The organism is Microbacterium sp. MYb72 (assembly GCF_002979415.1).
Lineage (GTDB): Bacteria > Actinomycetota > Actinomycetes > Actinomycetales > Microbacteriaceae > Microbacterium > Microbacterium natoriense.
Map to the genome: position 1 here is coordinate 74,486 of NZ_PCOT01000015.1, position 17,568 is coordinate 92,053.

At 70.0% G+C, this 17,568-nt stretch carries 19 protein-coding genes; 5 read left to right on the plus strand and 14 right to left on the minus strand.

The window, feature by feature from the left end:
• Positions 1-2: 2 nt before the first annotated feature.
• The gene (locus CQ047_RS18855) at positions 3-176 is read right to left on the minus strand and encodes a hypothetical protein (RefSeq protein WP_181155902.1); all 174 of its coding nucleotides are present in this window, start codon (positions 174-176) and stop codon (positions 3-5) included.
• Positions 177-288: 112 nt separating this feature from the next.
• Between CQ047_RS18855 and CQ047_RS10230 the strand changes: the two genes are divergently transcribed.
• Positions 289-1,404, plus strand: a complete 1,116-nt coding sequence (locus tag CQ047_RS10230; protein WP_105674859.1) for a DUF4192 family protein — start codon at positions 289-291, stop codon at positions 1,402-1,404.
• On the opposite strand, the gene lysS is transcribed toward CQ047_RS10230, so the two are convergent.
• Positions 1,397-2,923 carry a lysine--tRNA ligase gene (lysS, locus tag CQ047_RS10235; RefSeq protein WP_105674861.1) on the minus strand — a complete coding sequence of 509 codons (1,527 nt, stop codon included), beginning with the start codon at positions 2,921-2,923 and terminating at the stop codon, positions 1,397-1,399. The genes CQ047_RS10230 and lysS overlap by 8 nt on opposite strands.
• An 80-nt stretch (positions 2,924-3,003) precedes the next feature.
• Here lysS and CQ047_RS10240 point away from each other — a divergent pair, with 80 nt between their 5' ends.
• A complete protein-coding gene (locus tag CQ047_RS10240; protein ID WP_105674863.1) occupies positions 3,004-4,860 on the plus strand; it encodes a DUF2207 domain-containing protein in 1,857 nt (618 codons plus the stop codon).
• 147 nt (positions 4,861-5,007) lie between these two features.
• Here the strand turns inward: CQ047_RS10240 and CQ047_RS10245 are convergent, their stop codons facing one another.
• The 10 genes from CQ047_RS10245 to hpt form a co-directional block, all read right to left on the minus strand.
• On the minus strand, positions 5,008-5,712 hold the full coding sequence (locus CQ047_RS10245; protein ID WP_105674865.1) for a DUF2520 domain-containing protein: 705 nt from the start codon (positions 5,710-5,712) through the stop codon (positions 5,008-5,010).
• Positions 5,705-7,795 carry a PH domain-containing protein gene (locus tag CQ047_RS19190; protein WP_308737044.1) on the minus strand — a complete coding sequence of 697 codons (2,091 nt, stop codon included), beginning with the start codon at positions 7,793-7,795 and terminating at the stop codon, positions 5,705-5,707. The genes CQ047_RS10245 and CQ047_RS19190 overlap by 8 nt, the downstream gene beginning before the upstream one ends.
• Positions 7,792-8,388: a PH domain-containing protein gene (locus CQ047_RS10255; RefSeq protein WP_105674867.1), complete on the minus strand. Its 597-nt coding sequence runs from the start codon at positions 8,386-8,388 to the stop codon at positions 7,792-7,794. The genes CQ047_RS19190 and CQ047_RS10255 overlap by 4 nt, the downstream gene beginning before the upstream one ends.
• Positions 8,324-8,821, minus strand: a complete 498-nt coding sequence (locus CQ047_RS10260) for a DUF3180 domain-containing protein (protein WP_105674869.1) — start codon at positions 8,819-8,821, stop codon at positions 8,324-8,326. The genes CQ047_RS10255 and CQ047_RS10260 overlap by 65 nt, the downstream gene beginning before the upstream one ends.
• Positions 8,818-9,357 (minus strand): 2-amino-4-hydroxy-6-hydroxymethyldihydropteridine diphosphokinase, encoded by a 540-nt coding sequence (gene folK, locus CQ047_RS10265; RefSeq protein WP_105674871.1) that lies wholly within the window; start codon positions 9,355-9,357, stop codon positions 8,818-8,820. Before folK ends, CQ047_RS10260 begins: the two co-directional genes overlap by 4 nt.
• On the minus strand, positions 9,354-9,749 hold the full coding sequence (gene folB, locus CQ047_RS10270; RefSeq protein WP_105674873.1) for a dihydroneopterin aldolase: 396 nt from the start codon (positions 9,747-9,749) through the stop codon (positions 9,354-9,356). Before folB ends, folK begins: the two co-directional genes overlap by 4 nt.
• Positions 9,750-9,755: 6 nt before the next feature.
• Positions 9,756-10,553 carry a dihydropteroate synthase gene (gene folP, locus CQ047_RS10275; protein WP_105674875.1) on the minus strand — a complete coding sequence of 266 codons (798 nt, stop codon included), beginning with the start codon at positions 10,551-10,553 and terminating at the stop codon, positions 9,756-9,758.
• On the minus strand, positions 10,550-11,140 hold the full coding sequence (gene folE / locus CQ047_RS10280) for a GTP cyclohydrolase I (RefSeq protein WP_105674901.1): 591 nt from the start codon (positions 11,138-11,140) through the stop codon (positions 10,550-10,552). Before folE ends, folP begins: the two co-directional genes overlap by 4 nt.
• 2 nt (positions 11,141-11,142) lie before the next feature.
• Entirely contained in the window at positions 11,143-13,143 is a 2,001-nt protein-coding gene (ftsH, locus tag CQ047_RS10285) for an ATP-dependent zinc metalloprotease FtsH (RefSeq protein ID WP_105674877.1), read from the minus strand.
• Positions 13,144-13,261: 118 nt separating this feature from the next.
• Entirely contained in the window at positions 13,262-13,813 is a 552-nt protein-coding gene (hpt, locus tag CQ047_RS10290; protein ID WP_105674879.1) for a hypoxanthine phosphoribosyltransferase, read from the minus strand.
• Between the two features lie 193 nt (positions 13,814-14,006).
• Here hpt and CQ047_RS10295 point away from each other — a divergent pair, with 193 nt between their 5' ends.
• Positions 14,007-14,594, plus strand: a complete 588-nt coding sequence (locus CQ047_RS10295; RefSeq protein ID WP_105674881.1) for a DUF937 domain-containing protein — start codon at positions 14,007-14,009, stop codon at positions 14,592-14,594.
• A gap of 125 nt (positions 14,595-14,719) precedes the next feature.
• On the opposite strand, the gene tilS is transcribed toward CQ047_RS10295, so the two are convergent.
• Positions 14,720-15,712, minus strand: a complete 993-nt coding sequence (gene tilS, locus CQ047_RS10300; protein ID WP_105674883.1) for a tRNA lysidine(34) synthetase TilS — start codon at positions 15,710-15,712, stop codon at positions 14,720-14,722.
• Between the two features lie 76 nt (positions 15,713-15,788).
• Here tilS and CQ047_RS10305 point away from each other — a divergent pair, with 76 nt between their 5' ends.
• Positions 15,789-16,451 carry a TMEM175 family protein gene (locus tag CQ047_RS10305; RefSeq protein ID WP_223587154.1) on the plus strand — a complete coding sequence of 221 codons (663 nt, stop codon included), beginning with the start codon at positions 15,789-15,791 and terminating at the stop codon, positions 16,449-16,451.
• 87 nt (positions 16,452-16,538) lie between these two features.
• A complete protein-coding gene (locus CQ047_RS10310; RefSeq protein ID WP_060926386.1) occupies positions 16,539-17,030 on the plus strand; it encodes an inorganic diphosphatase in 492 nt (163 codons plus the stop codon).
• Between the two features lie 111 nt (positions 17,031-17,141).
• On the opposite strand, the gene CQ047_RS10315 is transcribed toward CQ047_RS10310, so the two are convergent.
• The coding region (locus CQ047_RS10315; RefSeq protein ID WP_146114315.1) for a M23 family metallopeptidase at positions 17,142-17,568 on the minus strand (427 nt) is incomplete at its 5' end.

Here is a 17,568-nt window from a genome sequence, read left to right on the forward strand (position 1 = left end):
GCTCAGGTGCGGGGCGGGAGTCCGCGCGCGGCGCGCTCTTCGGCCTCGATCTTCGCGTGCACCCGCCGCTCGGTGCGGTCGAACCGGAGGATGCCGCGGATCACGAAGTAGAAGACGGTGCACACGGCGATGGTCGGCAGAATCGACCAGGCAGCCGTGAGCCAGAAGTTCTCCATGCCCCCATGGTACGCGAGCCACTCTTCGCTCACATTCGAGGGTCCTCAGCTTTCTCATCCACAATGGCCTCTCCCGACGCCACGCGATGCTGCGGCCGAGCACACTCTGGGGATGACCACGATCCTCCGTGCATCCGATTCCGCCGAGTTCCTCGGCATCGTCCCCGTCCTCGCCGGCTTCACGCCCACGCGGAGCATCGTCCTGCTCCCGTTCATCGGAGCCAGAGCGTACGGCGCGATGCGCCTCGACCTCCCCGACGACGAGTCGGATCCGGCGACGTACGCCGCGGCCGCCATCGGCCTGGTCACGAGGGTGGATGGCGTGGACGGGGTGGCCATCGTCGTCTACCCGGACGACGGCCCTGCGCGAACCGGAGACGGGCTCGTGCTCCCGCTCGGTGTACAGGTCGACGAGCTCATCGGAAGCGCGGACGACGCCGGGCTGCGCATCGTGGACGCGCTGTGCGTCTGCGCGGGCGGGTGGGCGAGCTACCTCGACGACGACCCGGAGCTGGCGCCCACCGCTCCCTCCCCGACGGCGCCCCTGGTGGGAGACGTCTCCGGCGACCAGCTGGCGGGCGTCGATCTCCCCCGCGCAGACCTGGGCGAGAAGGAACGCGTCGGACGTGCCCTTCTCGACGTGGCCGAGATCCTCGACAGGGGGAAGCACGGCCCCCTGACCGGGCGGGAGAATCCGCAGGCGATCGCGGCGATCGCCATGCTCGAGGATCTCCCGGAGTTCTTCGAGCTCCTGCTGGACGCCCCGGAGCCTCAACCCGCGTTCGCCACCGCCGCGCTGCTGTGGTGCCTCGCTCGACCGGTCTTCCGTGACGTCGCTCTCACGCAGTGGGCGAGCGATCGGCGAGGGGGCGTGCGCACGCTGTCGGCGCAGCTGGCCTTCTCCGGCACCGGCCGGATGGTCCCCGACGACCTCACCGGCATCTTCCTCGGCCGCGGGCCGACACCCGACCCCGACCGGCTGCGTCTCGCGCTCGCAGTGGTGCGGCTGGCAGCCGCCAGAGCGCCGCGAGAGCTGCGCCCCGGGCCCCTCACGGCGGCGGCATGGCTGTCGTGGGCGCTCGGGCGCTCCACTCACGCGGCGCACTACCTCGATCTGGTGCGCAGCATCGATCCGCAGCACGGGCTCGCCGAACTGCTGAACGCGATCGTCTGCGACGGGCTCCTGCCCGAGTGGGCGTTCCGACGCGGAGCGGGGCGTCCTACTTGACCAGCGGGAACAGGATCGTCTCGCGGATGCCGAGACCGGTGATCGCCATGAGCAGGCGATCGATGCCCATGCCCATGCCACCGGACGGCGGCATGGCGTGCTCCAGGGCGCGCAGGAACTCCTCGTCGACCGGCATCGCCTCGACGTCGCCGCGCGCCGCGAGCTTCGCCTGCTCGACGAAGCGCTCGCGCTGGATCACAGGGTCGACAAGCTCGGAGTATCCCGTGGCGAGTTCGAATCCGCGGATGTACAGATCCCATTTCTCCACGACGCCGTCGATCGCGCGGTGCTCGCGCACGAGCGGCGACGTGTCGACGGGGAAGTCCATCACGAACGTCGGGCGCACGAGGTCGCCCTTCACGAAGTGCTCCCACAGCTCCTCGACGAGCTTGCCGTGCGTGGCCTGCGGAGGCAGGTCGACGCCACTGGCCTCGGCGAAGGCGATCAGATCCTCGACGGAGTCCTGCGGAGTGACCGTGCGACCGGATGCCGCAGAGAGCGACTCGTACATCGAGATGCGGTCCCACTCTCCGCCCAGGTCGTACTCGGTGCCGTCGGCCCACGTTACCGTCGTCGATCCGGCGACCGCGACGGCTGCGTTCTGCACGAGTTCCTGGGTGAGGGCGGCCATCTGGTTGTAGTCGCCGTACGCCTGGTACGCCTCGAGCATCGCGAACTCGGGGCTGTGCGTGGAGTCGGCGCCCTCGTTGCGGAAGTTGCGGTTGATCTCGTAGACCCGCTCGATGCCGCCGACGACGGCGCGCTTCAGGTAGAGCTCAGGGGCGATGCGCAGGTAGAGCTCGGTGTCGAAGGCGTTCGAGTGCGTGATGAACGGACGAGCGGAGGCCCCGCCGTGCTGCACCTGCAGCATGGGGGTCTCGACCTCGAGGTAGTCGTGTGACGTGAACGTCGCACGCAGGCTCGCGTTCACGGCCGCACGGGCGCGCACGGTGGTGCGGGCCTGCTCGCGGACGATCAGGTCGAGATAGCGGCTCCGGACACGACCCTCCTCACTGAGCTCGGAGTAGGCGTTCGGCAGCGGCAGGATCGCCTTCGAGGCGATGGACCAGTCGTCCGCCATGATCGACAGCTCTCCGCGGCGGCTGGAGATGACCTCTCCGTGCACGAACACGTGGTCGCCGAGGTCGACGTACTCCTTCCAGTCCGCGAGCGACTCCTCGCCGACGTTCGCGAGGGAGACCATCGCCTGGATGCGCGTGCCGTCGCCGGCCTGCAGCGTCGCGAAGCAGAGCTTGCCGGTGTTGCGGCTGAACACCACACGTCCGGCGACGCCGACGACGACGCCGGTCTCGGCGCCGGCCTCGAGCTCGCCGTACTCGGCACGCAGCGCGGGGATCGAGTGCGTCACGGGGACCCCGACCGGGAAGGCTCCACCGCCGGCATCCGCACGCTTCGCGATCAGGCGCTCACGCTTGGCGAGGCGCACCGCCTTCTGCTCATGGATGTCTTCGTCGTTGGTCGCAGGGTTCTGCTCGGGCGCGGCGGACGCGTCAGTCATGTGCGGGGCTCCTTGAAAGTCCCCTCCAGTTTACCGGCGCGCGGTCGCCTGCCCGCAGCCTCAGTCGATAGCCTCGGAACATGGCCGCACCCCGCCTCGCCCACGCCGCCGCTGTGATCGCCCTGGCGTTGGCAGGGCTGCTCTGGTCGATGCCCGCAACGGCCTCGGCATCCCCCTCCGCCGAGCGCGCCCCGGACGTGGCCGCCATGTCGATCCCGCAGTCGCTTCCCTCTGCAAGGGACGACGTCGACGACTTCTCCTATGCCTCCTGGGACACCCGGATGGAGCTCGGCATCGACGACGAGGGGCGCGCACGGCTGCATGCGACGGAGACCCTCACCGCGCGTTTTCCCGAGACCGACCAGAACCGGGGCATCGTCCGCGGGATCCCGATGACCTACGAGAACGCCGGGCTCGATCTCCGCATACTCTCCGTGACCGACGGCACGGGCGCAGACGTACCCTTCGAGACCGACGAGGACGACGGCGTGCTCTTCGTCCTCACCGGAGACGACTCCTACGTGCACGGCCTGACCACCTACGTCATCGAGTACGAGATGCGCGATGTGATCCTGCACCGCGCCGACGGGCGCGCCGACGAGTTCTACTGGGACCTGCTGCCGCTCGACAGCACGCAGCCGATCGAGTCGTTCCACGCGGAGATCGACCTCGATGAGGCGTTGACCTCGCAGCTCACGGGCAGTACGCGCTGCTACGTCGGCCGTTCGGGGTCGACCGATGAGTGCACGCTCGGCCGCGACGGCGGGCGGTTCACGGTCGAGACCGGAGCACTCGCAGCGGGCGAGGGCGTCACCGTGGCGATCGGCTTCGAACCGGGCGCCGTCGCACAGCCTTCGGCCAGGACCCCGAACCACACCACCGACACCGTCCCGGGCATCGCGGCGCTCGGAGCCGCGGGCCTCTCGGTCGGCAGCTGGTTCGCCGTGTCAGCCTTCACGCGATCGCGGCGCCGGGCGAGCGGCATCGTCGTCGCCCAGTACGACGTCCCAGACGCGCTGCCCCCGCTTCTCGCTGCGGCCATCGTCCCCGGCGCCAAGGACACCATCCCCGCGGAGATCGTGCATCTCGCCGTGCGCGGCACCCTGCGGATCGAGGAGGGCGCGCCCGACCCCGTACTGCGGAGACTGCCCGGCGCGCGAATCCCGGATCCGCTCGACGTCGACGCCCTCGACGCCCTGTTCTCCGATGCGGATGATGCCGGGGTGGTCGCGCTGCCGACGAGCAGCGAGACGTTCGCGGCGAGGATGACGGCGCTGACGGCATCGGGAGCGGAGGCCGCCAGCGCTCGGGGCCTCACCGCCAAGGCGCGCAGCCGCGGCGCCGTGATCCTGCAGTGGTGTGCGAACGGGGTTGCCGCAGTCGGCTTCGCGCTCGCGCTCTGGGGAGTGGTCAGTGGGCGGATCACGGCCGTGCCCGCCCTCGTGGCGATGTGCTTCGCCCTCTTCGTCGTGCTCGTGTCGAGCATCTACTCGTTCACACGGCACACGGTGCTGACCCCCGAAGGCGCCGAGAGGCACGAGTATCTGATGGGCGTGCGCGAGTTCATCCGCGTCGCCGAAGCCGATCGCCTCCGGATGCTGCAGTCCTACTCCGGCGCCGAGCGGCGGCAGGATGGCAGCGCGAACGTGATCGTCGTCTACGAGCGGCTCCTCCCCTACGCGATGCTGTTCGGCATGGAGCGCGAATGGGGCCAGGTGCTCGAATCCGTGTACGCCTACGAGCGGCACGGCGCCTCCTGGATCGGCGATCCCACCGCGCCGTTCGTGTACTCGCAGCTCTCCGCGTTCGCGGCGACGTCGCAGGCGGCCGCCTCGTACTCCGCACCGAGCGCGAGCGGATCCTCGAGCGCGGGAGGCTCCTTCGGCGGCGGCTTCTCGGGCGGAGGAGGCGGAGGAGGCTTCTCGGGAGGCCGCTGAGCGGCGGCCTCGGCCCTTCGGCGCGGCATCCGCCGCTCAGCGCGGCATACGTTCCTCGGCATGACGCACGTACTCCGCGCGTCATCCCTCGATGGTCAGCGCGATGTCCGTCAGCGCGCTGCGCGTACCGGGCTCACCGCAGAGGACTCAGATCAACGGAGACGGATCGGATGCCTCGCGCAGCGCCCGCTCCACGGTGGACTGCACCAGCGCCGAGAGGTATCCCCCGGGGTTCTCGATGCCGATCTCCCGGAGCCGTCCGGTCGACTGGCCGATGAGCGACCGCGAGAACTCCGTCACGGCGACGATCGCATCCGCGTACGCCTCACGGTCGGACTCACCGACCACGACCGGCTCGCACCCCATCTCGACGGCGAGCGCCTGCGCGATCGGGAGGACGGGAGCGGGCGCGGTCACGGCGGCATACCCCGCCTGCAGCTGCCGGAGGTCGATCGACGTCCCGGTGAACGTGATGGCCGGATGCACGGCGAGCGGGATCGCGCCGCGCTCGGCCGCGGGACGCAGCACCTCGATGCCGTAGGCCGGGTCGGTGTGCAGGACCAGCTGACCGATCTGCCAGCCGCCGAGCTCGGCGATCCCCGCGACGAGGGCGGGAAGCTGATCGTGCGGCACTGCGATCACCACGAGCTCGCTGCGGCGGACCACGTCGAGCGCATCGAGTACCGGGACGCCGGGGAGCACCGCCGACGCGCGTTCGTCGTCGGAGCCACTCGTCATCCCGGTCACCGCGTGACCGGCACCGGCGAGCGCCGCGCCGATCACCGGTCCGACTCGCCCGGCGCCGATGATCCCGACGCCGAGGCGTCCGTCGCGGCGCAGGGGGTCACTCATCGGTCGATGCGGGCGGGACGACGGGCGGGGCCGGCGGGACGGACGGAGCCGGCGAAGCGACGTCCTCCGGCGCAACCGGAGCCCCGGACGGAGCGACGTATGCCGGCGGAACCGGAGCGACCGGAGGAACCCGCGGCGCCGCGTACGTCGGCGGAGCAACCGGCGGCGCCGGGGGGACCGCATACGTCGGCGGAACCGGGGCCGTCGCGGTCGCGGGCGGAGGCACCGGGGTGCCCGACGTGGTCGACGGGGTGCCGGGGTACACGTACGGCGGCGGAACCGGAGCCGTACCGGGCGGAACCGGCGGCGCCGGGGTCGTCGAAGACGCCACGGGAGCGCCGGGGATGTACGGCGGCGGTGTCGGCGGCATCCCGGAACCCGCTGGTGCGTACGCGGGCGGGGCGGCAACAGCATCGGGAGCGTGCTCTCCCCAGCGGTGGCTGTGATCGCGGGAGGCGGCGAGCACGGCCGCCCGGCTCACGCCGTTGATGAGGTCGAGCGCATCGGCCCTCTCGAGACCCGACAGCAGGCCGGTGATCGGCCCCTGCACGGAGTGCACCTGGGCGCCGGAGACACGCTGCGCGCGGTCGATCGGCCCCTGCGACAGCGAGACGCCCTGCAGTCGGGCCAACGGGAAGATCGCGAGCTTGCGCCAGACCGTTCCTCTGCGCAGCAGCAGACCGAAGTCCGTGACCGCGTACCCGTGCCGCTTCCACGACACCGGTCGACGCCACCAGGCGCGGGCGGGCATGGTGCGGTACGGGTCACCGGCCACCGGGCCGAGGATGCCGTGCTCCCAGACCAGCGGGATGTCGGCGACGGGGGCGTCGGGGAGGATCAGCCCGAGCACCCGCTCGACGTCGGCTCGCTTGCCCACGGGGAGCACGATGTTGAACTGCTGCGCGCTGCCCGACTGCTGCTGCGCCGCGCTCTTGCCGCCCATGCGGTTGATCTTGATCGTCCACCAGCCGAACGGGCGCCACAGCAGCGACTGCGACACCTCGACCGCGAAGATGCGGCCGGGCGGCAGCGTCTCGGTGACCGTGGTGAGCAGGCCGTAGGTGATGCGCACGCCGTCGGGCGTGGGGGCGATCGAATAGCGCAGCGACTTGGAGATCTGCGCCCAGGTGATGCCGACCACGGCGATCACCATGGGGATGCCGATGCCCAATCCCACGCCGAGCCCGATGACCGAGGTGATCGGCTGCCCGTCGATGAGGCCGCCGATGAAGATGCCGCCGGTCGCGACGAGCAGGATGATGACGAAGAACGCCACCCACAGCAGGCTCGAGATGAGCTGCGAGCCGACGAGACGACCGGTCGGGATCTTCACGACGCTCTCGGGAGCGACGTCGGCGAGGTCGACACCGGCGATCAGTCCGGTGACGCCGTGGTTCACCGATCCGACGAACTGGGCGCGAGCCGACGACGGAGCCGCCGCGGCATCCGCCACCGGGCGTCCGGACGCGGCGTCCACGGCTGCCTGCCTCGCCGCACGTGCACCGGAGGCGAGACGCAGGATGTCGCTGCGCACCGACTCCGCTCGGGTGGTCGCGAGGTACTCGAGGTCGACGTTCGCATCGGTGCCGGCGCCGACGACCTCGAGCTTCGCGAGGCCGATGATGCGGGCGGGGAACGGGCGGGTCAGGTTCACGCCCTGCACGCGGTCGAGCGGCGCCCTGCGGTGCGAGCGGAAGATGATGCCCTTGCGCACCTCGACGTGGTCGCCGGTGATGCGGAACTGCTGGAATCGCCAGATCACCCAGAAGATCGCCATGAGCACGACCACCAGGGCGAGGACGGACAGCAGCGCGATGATCGCCAGGTTGTTCGACAGCACCCAGTCGACGGGGTCGCCGCCGTTGTACTGGTCGTAGTGCGCGTCGGGCTCGAAGAGGTCGATCACCCAGGTGATGAGCCTGTCGCGCAGGTTCGCGATCAGGAAGCCGCCGATGATGAGAAGCGCCAGCCCGCCCTTGAAGAGCGGGGTGAGCGGGTGCATCCGATGCCACTCGCCGTCGGCGAGGGAGTCGCTCGCTGCGGGGCCCTTGGTCTGCGCCTGGGCGGGGAACTGCTCGCTCACAGGCCGGTCCGGCGGGTCTCGGCCACCTCGATGAGCGTGTCGCGGAGTGCCTCCGCCGCCGCCTGCGTGAGGCCGGGGATCTGCACGCCCGTGGTCGCCGCAGCCGTGACCATCTTCAACTGCGAGATCCCGAAGGCGCGGTCGAGCGGTCCCTGCGTGATGTCGACGAGCTGCATGCGCCCGTAGGGCACCGCGATCATCCGCTGCCACAGGATGCCCTTGCGGAACACGATGTCGTCGTCGCGCAGCATGTAGCCGATCGCCCGCGCCTGCCTCGGCAGGATGATGAGCGTGATGAGGGTGATGACGACGATCACCGCTCCGGGGATGAGCGCCCAGAGCTGTCCGAGGACGAACGCCAGCACGAGAGCGGCGATCACCACGATGGCGATGAAGATCAGGTTCTGCACGATCTGCGACACGACGTAGCGCGGGGAGATCTGGTGCCACACGCCGTCGAGCTCCAGCCGCGACTCGCTGCGTGTCGTGCGCAGCGCCGTGTAGGTGCCCTGGTCGAGGGCGCCGCCGTCAGTGACTGCCGCCGAACTCAGGGGAGCCGGGATCAGGGGAGGGTTCTCGGGGTTCTGAGTCATCAGGATCCTTCGGAAGAGTGCAGAACTGTTCGGCGATGAGCGAGGCGATCACGAGCACGACCGCGCTCGCGATCAGGGCGATCATCGCCACAGTCGACCCTACCTGTGGATCTATCGGACGGGACAGGAGGAACACCAGCAGTCCGGCGCCGAATCCGGCCATGATCGCGCCGAGCAGGCTCGATGCACGGGCCAGGGTCACGGCGCGCGTCGCACGGAACGGATCGATGCGGACGCCCGTCCGCACGCTCCGGCGCACCGGCCACGCCAGCGCGAGCGCCGCGGCGCCGACGATCACGAGGAGGACGGGCAGCAGCAGAGACGGGGTGAAGGTCACCCTCCCCATCGCGGTGAGCAGCTGGTCGACGAGGAACCCCGCCCCCGCGCCGACGAGCGCGAGCACGACGAGGACGCCGGCGGAGGTGCGCCTCATGCGCTCCCCTGCCTGCGCAGCGTGGCGGCGAGGTCGGCGATGCGTCCGTGGCCGGAGAGCACGGCGTCGGGATCGAGATCGAGCCAGGGGTCGAGCACGAACAGCCGCTCGGCGGCGCGAGGATGCGGCAGCTGGAGGTTCGGCTCGTCGGAGGACTCGTCGCCGTAGGCGATCAGGTCGAGGTCGAGCGTGCGGTCGCCCCAGCGCACCTGGCGCTCGCGCCCGTTCTCGTCTTCGATCGCGTGCAGCATGCCGAGCAGGATGCTCGGGGCGAGACGGGTCGTGACCAGCGCTACGGCGTTGACGTAGCCCGGCGCTTCGGGGTCGGGGCCGTCCAGGGTCAGGGCGACCGTCTCGTGCAGAGGAGACAGGCGCACGTCGCTCACCAGAGGCAGTCGCGCGATCCGCTCCGCCGCCTTCCTGATGGTGCCCTCGCGGTCGCCCAGGTTCGCGCCGAAGGCGACGACGGCGACGGCATCCGCCCTCCCCTCGCGGGGGACGGTGATGTCGGGCGGGATGGTGAGGTTGCGGCTCATGATGCGGAGAACTCCACGGCGGATTCGGGGCGGGACCGGCGGACGGTCACCGAGACGTCGGAGAACGTGAGCGGGATGGGAGCGTGCGGCTTGTGCACGGTGACGGTCGCGAACAGGACCCGCGGATCCTCGAGCGCGACGTCGGCGATGCGAGCGGCGAGGGTCTCGATGAGGTTCACGGGCTCGCCGGCGACGACGGCGGCGATCTTCTCGGCGAGCTCTCCGTAGTGCACGGTGTCGGCGACGTCGTCGGATGCCGCGGCCGGCCCCAGCGGCAGGTTCAGTCGCACGTCGATGGTGAACTCCTGTCCGTCCCGGCGCTCGTGCTCGTAGACGCCGTGCCGGCCGAACACCGTGAGCCCGGTGAGGGCGATCTCGTCGATGGGGAACATGGGGGTCTATCCTTCCCAGGCGTGCGCGATCGCGAGCGCATCCCGCGTCGCGGCCACGTCGTGGACGCGCACCGCCCAGACGCCCGCGCGGGCCGCGAGGGCGCTCGTGACGGCGGTCGCGAGGTCTCGCCGCGTCTCCGTGATCGGCTCACCCTGGTCGAGGGTCTCAGCGAGGAACCTCTTGCGCGAGGTTCCGATGAGCACGCGGGGTCCGAGTGCGACGATCTCGTCGAGCCCGCGCAGCACGTCCCAATTCTGCTGGCCGGCCTTCGCGAAGCCGACGCCGGGGTCGATGATGAGGCGCGACGGCGCGATGCCGGATGCCGCGGCCTCCCCCATGCGCTCCTGGAGCTCTCCTGCCACCTCGCGCGCGACGCGGCGGTACTCGGCGTTGGCGTACATGTCCGCGGAGAACCCGCGCCAGTGTCCGATCGCGTAGTCGGCGCCGGACTCGGCGACGGCCGCGCGCATCTCCGGGTCGGCGAGCCCGCCGGAGACGTCGTTGACGATCCGCGCTCCCGCCCGCACCGCCGCAGCGGCGGTCGACGCATTGAGCGTGTCGATGCTCACGGGCGCACCCGCGGCGGTGAGCTGCTCGATGACCGGGATCACGCGCGCCTGCTCGACCTCCGGGGTCACGCGGTCGGCACCCGGTCGCGTCGATTCGCCGCCGACGTCGAGCACGGTCGCCCCCTCGGCGCGCAGACGCAGACCGTGCGCGACCGCCCGCTCGACGTCGAGGTAGCGTCCGCCGTCGCTGAACGAGTCCGGAGTGACGTTGACGATCCCCCAGATGCCGGTCATTCCGCGCCCCGGCCGATCAGGGCGATGAGCTCGGTGCGGGCCACGGCATCCGTGTACTCCCCGCGGGCCGCGATCGTGAGGGTCGTCGCCTCCGGCTGACGTCCGCCGCGCATCGTGACGCAGCCGTGGCTGGCGTCGAGGACGACGAGCACGCCACGGGTGTCGAGATGCTCGGCGATGGTGTCGGCGATCTGCTCGCCCAGCCGCTCCTGCACCTGGGGGCGGGCAGCGAGGATCTCGACCACCCGCACGAGGGCGCCGAGCCCGACGACCTGCTCTCCGGGGAGGTAGGCGATGTGCGCGTGCCCTGCGAACGGCAGCAGGTGGTGCTCGCAGACGGAGCGGAAACGGATGTCGCGCAGCAGCACGGCGCCAGAGGGCAGGGTGTCGGGCGCAGGCCCCCTCGTCACGCTGATCGTGCGCGCGAGGGGCTCGGCGGGGTCTTCTCCCACGCCTGCGAAGAACTCCGAGTACAGCTCCGCCATCCGCGACGGGGTCTGCTTGAGGCCCGGTCGGTCAGGATCCTCGCCGATCGCCTCGAGAAGCTCATGAGTGAGGCGTGCGACGCGTTCCCGGTCGACGGCCACGGTCACGCCGTCGCAGGTCGTGCGTGACCGGCACCTGCCGATCCCGGCTGCGTGCGAGGCGCAGCAGACGGCGCCTCGACGGATGCCGCGAGCGAGACGTCCTTCTTGGGCACCTCGATCGGCGGACGCTCCGACACGGGGCGATCGTCGCTCGACAGCCACAGCGGACGCTCGGGGAGCTTCTGCACCTCGGTGAAGATCTCCGCGATGCGGTTGTGGTCGAGAGTCTCCTCCTCGAGCAGCGCGAGGGCGAGCTTGTCGAGGATGTCGCGGTTCGCGCTGATCACCTGGTAGGCCTCGTTGTGCGCCTGCTCGATGAGGGCGCGCACCTCGGCGTCGACCCGCTGGGCGATCGTCTCGGAGTACTCGCGGCCACGGCCCATGTCGCGGCCGGCGAAGGGCTCGCCGCCCTCGGTGCCGAGCTTGACCGGGCCGAGCTCGGTCGTCATGCCGTACTCGAGCACCATCTTGCGGGCGATCGAGGTCGCCTTCTCGATGTCGTTCGAGGCGCCGGTGGTCGGGTCGTGGAACACGATCTCCTCGGCGACGCGACCGCCCATGGCGTAGGTCAGCTGATCCTGCAGCTCGTTGCGGGTGACGGAGTACTTGTCGTCCAGCGGCAGCACCATCGTGTAGCCGAGCGCCTTGCCGCGGGGCAGGATCGTGATCTTGGTGACGGGGTCGGTGTAGTTCATGGCCGCGGCTGCGAGGGCGTGGCCGCCCTCGTGGTACGCGGTGATGAGCTTCTCCTTGTCCTTCATCACGCGGGTGCGCCGCTGCGGACCGGCGATCACGCGGTCGATGGCCTCGTCGAGGGCACGGTTGTCGACCAGCTGCGCGTTCGAGCGGGCGGTCAGCAGAGCCGCCTCGTTCAGGACGTTGGCGAGGTCGGCTCCGGTGAAGCCGGGAGTCTTGCGGGCGACGACCTCGAGATCGACGCTCTGCGCGAGCGGCTTGCCCTTGGCGTGCACCTCGAGGATGCGCTGGCGGCCCTTGAGGTCGGGGGCGTCGACGCCGATCTGGCGGTCGAAACGGCCGGGACGCAGGAGCGCGGGGTCGAGGATGTCGGGGCGGTTCGTCGCCGCGATCACGATGACGTTGGCGTTCGGGTCGAAGCCGTCCATCTCGACGAGCATCTGGTTGAGCGTCTGCTCGCGCTCGTCGTTTCCGCCGCCGAGTCCGGCGCCGCGGTGGCGTCCGACGGCGTCGATCTCGTCGATGAAGATGATGGCCGGGGAGTTCTCCTTGGCCACGTTGAACAGGTCGCGGACGCGGGATGCTCCGACGCCGACGAACATCTCGACGAAGTCCGAACCGGAGATCGAGTAGAAGGGGGCGCCTGCCTCGCCGGCGACGGCGCGGGCGAGCAGCGTCTTTCCGGTTCCGGGAGGGCCGTACAGCAGCACGCCCTTCGGGATGCGGGCGCCGATGGCCTGGAACTTGGCCGGGTCCTGCAGGAACTCCTTGATCTCGTGGAGCTCCTCGATCGCTTCGTCGGCGCCGGCGACGTCGGCGAAGGTGACCGTCGGGGTCTCCTTGTTGACGAGTTTGGCCTTGGACTTGCCGAACTGCATGACCTTGCCGCCGCCGCCCTGCATCGAGGAGAGCAGCCACCAGAACAGCAGGCCGAGCAGGAGCATCGGGATCAGGAGCGAGAGGAAGCCGTCGAACCAGCTGGCGCGCGGAACGGCGTCGTCGAAGCCCTTCTTCGGGTCGGCCTTGTCGATCGCGGCGACCACGTCTGCCGCGCGGGCGTCGACGTAGTAGAACTGCACCGACTCCGAGCCCTCGAACGGCTTCGAGAGCGTCATGTCGACGCGCTGATCGCCGTCGGTGTTGACCACCTCGGTGACGGTCTCGCCGGCGAGCAGCTTGAGACCCTCCTGCGTGGTGATCTGCTTCGGGGCGCCGAGGTTCGAGATCAGCAGGAAGCCGCCGAAGAGCAGCAGACCGATCAGGGCTACGTAGATCAGCGGATTCCGGGTGAGCTTCTTCACATCCATGATCGGATCAGCGTATCGCGCGAGCGCTTGGTGCCTGCTGTGCGTTCACCCACGGCGTACCGGCCTCCGCAGAGCACGGCTCGGCGGGGCAGTCGGCGCCATCGCGCCACGACGCCGGTCAGCTGTAGACGTGGGGCGCGAGCACCGCGACGTCGCGCAGGTTGCGGTAGCGCTCGTCGTAGTCGAGGCCGTATCCGACGACGAAGTCGGTGGGGATGTCGAAGCCCACGTACTTGCAGTCGATGACGACCTTCGCCGCCTCCGGCTTGCGCAGCAGGGCGAGCACCTCGATCGACTCGGCTCCGCGCGATCCGAAGTTCTCCAGCAGCCAGCTCAGGGTCAGTCCGGAGTCGATGATGTCCTCGACGATCAGGACGTGCTTGCCGTTCAGGTCGCTGTCGAGGTCCTTGCGGATCTGCACGACGCCGCTCGACTTCGTGCTGGCTCCGTAGCTCGACACCGCCATCCAGTCCATCGGCGCGTGGAACGGCAGCGCCCTGGCGAAGTCGGCCATGACCATCACCGCGCCCTTGAGCACGCCGACGAGGAGCAGATCCTTGCCCTCGTAGTCCACGGCGACCTTCGCTGCGAGCTCGTCGAGCTTGGCGATGATCTGCTCCTCAGTGACGAGGATCTGGGCAAGGTCGTCCTGGATGTCCGCGGCGCGCATGGATCGATTTTAGGTGAAGGGATCGGGTGTCGAGTCCAGTGGCATCCGATCCCGCGTCGCGCGGCCCTGCATCGACCGGGATCGGCCGCGGATTCCGGTCGTGATGTATCGGGTCGCGTATACCCGCACCCCGTTCTTCCGCACTACTGTGAGCCTTGAGACGGGCGGACGCCCACAGACGGAAGGATTCACCATGGCCCTCGACGACATCCTCGCGCAGGTCCCGATCGACGACATCGCGGAGAAGCTCGGGGTCTCCCCCGACGTCGCCAAGGCCGCCGTGGAGCAGGGCGGCGCCGTGCTGCTGAGCGGACTTGCGAAGAACGCCTCCACGGAGGAGGGCTCCTCCGCCATCGAGAACGCGCTGAAGCGTCACGAGGGCTCCGCCGGCGCGACCAAGGTCGATGACATCGACCAGGCGGACGGCGGCAAGATCGTGTCGCACATCCTCGGCGCCAAGCAGCAGGAGGTCACCGAGAAGCTCACGACCTCGAAGGAGACCGCCGGCATCGACTTCGGCAAGCTCCTGCCGATCCTCGCGCCGATCATCATGGGCCTGATCGCCAACGCCAACAAGGGCAAGGCGGAGACGTCGGATGCCGGCGCACAGCAGTCCGGCGGACTGGGCGACATCATCGGCGGTCTCCTCGGCGGTGGCGGCAACGGTGCGAGCACCGGCGGCATCGGCGACATCATCGGCGGTCTTCTTGGCGGCGGCAGCGGCTCGTCCGGCGGCGGCATCGGCGACCTGCTCGGCGGCCTCTTCGGCGGCAAGAAGTAGGACTCCCCTCCCCTCGCGCCCCGGTCGCCTGGCGGTCCGGGTCGCCGAGCGAGGGAACGCAGCGACAGAGACGAAACGCCTCACCCGACGTCGAACGTCAGGTGAGGCGTTTCGTCTGCGTCCGCTCAGCGACCGGATGCCGTGAACACGATGCGCCCGCCGACACGGGTGGCGGAGCATCCGGGCAGGTCGATGGGCCCCTGCCCTGACCAGTCCGTCGCGAGACGGGCGACCTCGACGGTCTGCGTGCGGGTGAGGCTCGCGCCGAACTCGCTGTCGACGACGAGGCGGATGATGCGGTTCCGCAGCGCGGCGGGGTTGGCCGCGAGCGCCGCGACGCTCACCGAGATGCCGGCCTCTGCGTGCTCGACGATGTCCTCGATCGTCTCGTGGATCATCTCGTCGAAGGCCTCTGCGTCCTCCCGCAGCTGCTCCGCGGTGCGCGCGAGGGCCTCGGCGATGCCTGGTCCGAGCTCGGACTCGAGAACCGGGAGCACGCGTTCCCGCACACGGACCCGGGCGAAGCGGCTCTCGGAGTTGTGCGGATCGTCCCAGAACTCGATGTCGGATGCCGTGCAGAACGCGCGCGTCGTCTCACGGCGCACACCGAGCAGCGGGCGGATCCAGCGCAGACCGTCGTCGTCCTCGCGCACCGGGGCCATGCCCTGCAGGCTGGTCGCCCCCGACCCTCTCGCGAGGCCGAGCAGCACGGTCTCCGCCTGGTCGTCGAGGGTGTGGCCGAGGAGCACAGCGGCAGCGGCGACGTCGGACGCGGCATCCCGCAGCACCCGATGACGCGCATCACGAGCCGCCGCCTCCGGCCCCCCTTCCTCGCCCACCTCGACCCTCACGACGAGCGGATCGAGACCGAGCCCCGCTGCGGTCTTCGCTGCGCGGAGGGCGACGGCATCCGACCCCTCCTGCAGTCCGTGGTCGACGGTGAGGGATGCGGCGCGCAGACCGAGCTTCGGCGCTTCGAAGCCGACGGCCGCGGCGAGCGCGAGCGAGTCGGCGCCGCCGGAGAGGGCGACGATGACCGTCGCTCCTTCAGGCAGCTCTGCGAGCGCGGTGCGCACGGCGAGGCGGATCTCGGCGACAGCGGGTGGGAGCGACGGCACTCCTCCACGCTAGGGCACGCACCCGGCATCCGCGCGTCCGTCTCCGCACGGGAAGCGCGCGGACTAGTCTGACGCCGTGGCAGATCACAGCGGCATGAGGACTTTCACGACCGAGCGGTTCAAGGCGTTCGTCGACGCGGTCGTCGCCATCGCGATGACGCTTCTCATCCTTCCCCTCATGGAATCGGTGTCGGAGGCGGCATCCGGGCACCTCGGCACGGCGGAGTTCCTGTCCGAGCACTCCGGCCAGCTGCTCAGCTTCGGGCTGAGCTTCCTCCTCATCGCGACGTTCTGGATGGGCCACCACCGGCAGTACCGCGACGTCGAGCTGATCACCGCGCCCCTGCTGTGGATCAATGTCGCCTGGATGGCCACGATCGTGTGGCTGCCTGTGCCCACCGCCATGATCGGCCAGATGGACACCGATCCGCTGCAGGCCGTGGTCTACATCGGAACGCTCATCATGACCCAGGTCACGACCCTCGCCGGCTGGATCTATCTGTCGCGCCACCCCGAGCTGACGACGGCGCCGGCAGACACGCTGCGTGCGGGGGTGATCGGCGATGTCACGGCGATCATCCTGTTCGCGGGGGCGCTCCTGATCGCGGTGCTCGCCTCCCCCAACGGCTACGTGGGGCTGTTCCTGCTGCTCCTGAGCGATCCCGTGAGTCGTCTGCTGAGCAGACTCTCGCGACGGCGCACTCCCCCGTCCTCCCCCGCGACGGGGACCGACGCCTAGACCCGAGCGGGCCCCGACTCCGCGTGAGCGCGCGGCCCGAGTAGGCTGGTCCGCGGCATCCAACCGTCTTTTCTGAGGAGCACACGCATGGGCGCACACGACGCCGTCATCGAGATCCCGCGCGGCAGCCGCGTGAAGTACGAGGTCGACCACGAAACCGGGCGAGTGCACCTCGACCGCGTGCTCTACACGACCTTCGGGTACCCGGCCGACTACGGCTACTTCGACAACACCCTCGGCGAGGACGGCGACCCGCTCGACGTGCTCGTGCTCCTCGACCATGCGATCTACCCCGGCGTCGTCGTCGAGGTCCGCCCCGTCGCCGTGCTCAAGATGAGCGACGAGGCCGGTGGCGACGACAAGCTGGTGGCGGTGCTGTCGAAGGACCCCCGCTGGGCGCACATCCAGGACATCGGCGACATCGCCGAGTACACGAAGAAGGAGATCGCGCACTTCTTCGAGCACTACAAGGACCTCGAGCCCAACAAGTGGGTCAAGGTCGACGAGTGGGGCGACGCCGCCGAGGCGCAGCGCATCCTCGACGAGGCGATCGTCCGTTTCGGCGAGCAGGGCCACTGACCCTCGACGTCTGAACGACTCGACGCCTGAACGAAGAGAAGACCCCCGGTTCCGCTCAGCGGCCGGGGGTCTTCTCTTCGTTTATGAGGTCTGCGCCTGTGAGGCGGGTGTTCAGACCGAGATGCCGCGCTGGGCGAGGAAGTCGATCGGGTTGACCGTGCCGCCGTTGATGTACACCTCGAAGTGCAGGTGGCAGCCCGCCGAGTTGCCGGTGTTGCCTGCGTAGGCGATGACCTGTCCGGCGCTGACCTGCTGGCCGCGGCCGACGGCGAAGCCGCCCGGCTTGATGTGCGCGTAGCCGGTGCCGACGCCGCCGCCGTGCTGGATGCGGATGTAGTTGCCGTAGCCGCCGTTGGGGCCGGCGAAGTCGACCGTCCCGGCGTGGGCCGCGTAGATCGCCGCGCCACAGCCGTTGGCGATGTCGACGCCGCGGTGGAAGGTCGAGCATCCGCTGCAGGGCGCAGGACGCGAGCCGTAGCCGGCGCTGCGGTGACCGCCGTGCGGGCGGACCCAGCCGCCGGTTCCAGGAGTTCCCCCG

What these genes read in the sequence shown, in the direction of transcription:
- CQ047_RS18855 (WP_181155902.1), bottom strand. Translation starts at nt 176, where the DNA reads ATGGAGAACTTCTGGCTCACGGCTGCCTGGTCGATTCTGCCGACCATC.
- CQ047_RS10230 (WP_105674859.1), top strand. Translation starts at nt 289, where the DNA reads ATGACCACGATCCTCCGTGCATCCGATTCCGCCGAGTTCCTCGGCATC.
- lysS (WP_105674861.1), bottom strand. Translation starts at nt 2,923, where the DNA reads ATGACTGACGCGTCCGCCGCGCCCGAGCAGAACCCTGCGACCAACGAC.
- CQ047_RS10240 (WP_105674863.1), top strand. Translation starts at nt 3,004, where the DNA reads ATGGCCGCACCCCGCCTCGCCCACGCCGCCGCTGTGATCGCCCTGGCG.
- CQ047_RS10245 (WP_105674865.1), bottom strand. Translation starts at nt 5,712, where the DNA reads ATGAGTGACCCCCTGCGCCGCGACGGACGCCTCGGCGTCGGGATCATC.
- CQ047_RS10255 (WP_105674867.1), bottom strand. Translation starts at nt 8,388, where the DNA reads ATGACTCAGAACCCCGAGAACCCTCCCCTGATCCCGGCTCCCCTGAGT.
- CQ047_RS10260 (WP_105674869.1), bottom strand. Translation starts at nt 8,821, where the DNA reads ATGAGGCGCACCTCCGCCGGCGTCCTCGTCGTGCTCGCGCTCGTCGGC.
- folK (WP_105674871.1), bottom strand. Translation starts at nt 9,357, where the DNA reads ATGAGCCGCAACCTCACCATCCCGCCCGACATCACCGTCCCCCGCGAG.
- folB (WP_105674873.1), bottom strand. Translation starts at nt 9,749, where the DNA reads ATGTTCCCCATCGACGAGATCGCCCTCACCGGGCTCACGGTGTTCGGC.
- folP (WP_105674875.1), bottom strand. Translation starts at nt 10,553, where the DNA reads ATGACCGGCATCTGGGGGATCGTCAACGTCACTCCGGACTCGTTCAGC.
- ftsH (WP_105674877.1), bottom strand. Translation starts at nt 13,143, where the DNA reads ATGGATGTGAAGAAGCTCACCCGGAATCCGCTGATCTACGTAGCCCTG.
- hpt (WP_105674879.1), bottom strand. Translation starts at nt 13,813, where the DNA reads ATGCGCGCCGCGGACATCCAGGACGACCTTGCCCAGATCCTCGTCACT.
- CQ047_RS10295 (WP_105674881.1), top strand. Translation starts at nt 14,007, where the DNA reads ATGGCCCTCGACGACATCCTCGCGCAGGTCCCGATCGACGACATCGCG.
- CQ047_RS10310 (WP_060926386.1), top strand. Translation starts at nt 16,539, where the DNA reads ATGGGCGCACACGACGCCGTCATCGAGATCCCGCGCGGCAGCCGCGTG.